Consider the following 1575-nt stretch of genomic DNA (forward strand, 5'->3'; position numbering starts at 1 on the left):
GCGCGGCGGCGTCACCACCGCGACGGTGCGGGGCGCGGCCTTCGGCTCGACCTCCGCCGTCTTGGGCTTGTCGGCCCCGGATTGCGTGGCTTTGCCTGCCTCTCCTGCCTTCTGGTGGTCGGCGGCGCTGCCCACGGACGAGAACTCGCCCGTTGCCATCCAGGCAGCAAATCCGATGAGCACAGCAATGGCTGCAAGCTTGTGAAACCTGATTTTCGGCATCGTCATTTTTCCGTTGCTGGCTTGGCGAGGTCGGCGCCTTCGACTCCCGGGCGCGCGGCCGATATGGGTGCGCGCAAAGCCATCTTCAATTTGCCGTGATCGGCGAAGGGCGCTTCTACCTCAAAGTTGCGGCGCAATATAGTGAGAAAAATTGCAGCATCATTGCGCCTCCAGCCGTGGCGGACAGGCTCTATTCTATTTTTTCGACACTCGACTGCCCGGCTTTTCCCCGTCCGGGCAGATTTTTCGCTCGTCCAACCGTTCAATGGCAGTAGGTGTCAGTATGATGCGGAAATTTTTCGCGTAATGACTTGCTGCATTGGCACGAGACAATGTGAAGGACGCGCCCACTTCGAAAATAATGCTGTCAGGTGATGAGGTTCAGCAACCGGAACAGCCGCTCGAATGTTCCGCCATAGGGCGGTCTGAGCAAGCCGCCGGCGCTCAGCCTGGACTGGACGAAGATCGGCTTTTCCTTGCTGAAGGTCCGGAAACCCCATTCGCCGTGATAGGCGCCCATGCCGCTCTCGCCGACGCCACCGAATGGCTGCCTCTCCTGCACCAGATGCATCATGCAGTCGTTGACCGTCACGCCGCCGGCCACGGTTTCCCGCATCACCCTTCGGCGATTGGCGCTGTCCTTGCCGAACCAGTAGAGTGCCAGCGGCCGCTCGCCCCGGTTGACGTGCTCGATGGCGTCGTCGACCGTGCCATATTCGAGGATCGGCAGCACCGGCCCGAAGATTTCCTCGCGCATCAGCCGCAAATTCTCGCCGGCATTCCTGACCAGCACGGGCGCCATTTTGCGATCACTCACGCCAAGCTTTTCCTTAGCCGGATTGACCTCGGTGATATCGGCGCCGCTGTCGCGGGCCTCGGCGATCATATCGCTCAAACGCTGATGGTGCCGCTCGCTGACGATTGCCGTGTAGTCGGGATTGTCGCGCAGGCGCGGATAGAGTCGCCCCATCGCGGCGGCGAGCTTCGCGGCGATCGCGGCACCTTGCCCTTGCGGGACCATCAGATAGTCCGGCGCGATGCAGGTCTGGCCGGCATTCAAAAGCTTGCCGTAGGCGACGCTTGCGACAGCGGCGTCGAGATCGCAGGACTGATCGAAGATCGCCGGCGACTTGCCGCCGAGCTCGAGCGTCACCGGCGTCAGATTGACGGCCGCGGCCAGCGCCACCTGCCGGCCGACGGCGGTAGAGCCGGTGAACAGGAGATGGTCGAAAGGCATCGACACGAATGCCTTGCCGACCTCGGCATCGCCGGCAACCGCGTGCTGATCAAGCCGTCCGAGCTGACACCGAAATTTTCGGACCTGCTCGCCCGTCTCGTCGAAGAGCATTTCTC

The 1575-nt window shown here is 62.2% G+C and carries 1 protein-coding gene and 1 pseudogene; both read right to left on the reverse strand.

Annotation, left to right across the window (positions count from 1 at the left end; translation table 11 throughout):
* Positions 1–222 (reverse strand): annotated as a pseudogene (locus EOA29_RS35975) (efflux transporter periplasmic adaptor subunit); the annotation flags it as partial.
* A gap of 367 nt (positions 223–589) precedes the next feature.
* On the reverse strand, positions 590–1459 hold the full coding sequence (locus EOA29_RS35980; protein ID WP_245468727.1) for an aldehyde dehydrogenase family protein: 870 nt from the start codon (positions 1457–1459) through the stop codon (positions 590–592).
* Positions 1460–1575: the final 116 nt, after the last annotated feature.

It is taken from the genome of Mesorhizobium sp. M1E.F.Ca.ET.063.01.1.1 (assembly GCF_003998155.1).
Lineage (GTDB): Bacteria > Pseudomonadota > Alphaproteobacteria > Rhizobiales > Rhizobiaceae > Mesorhizobium.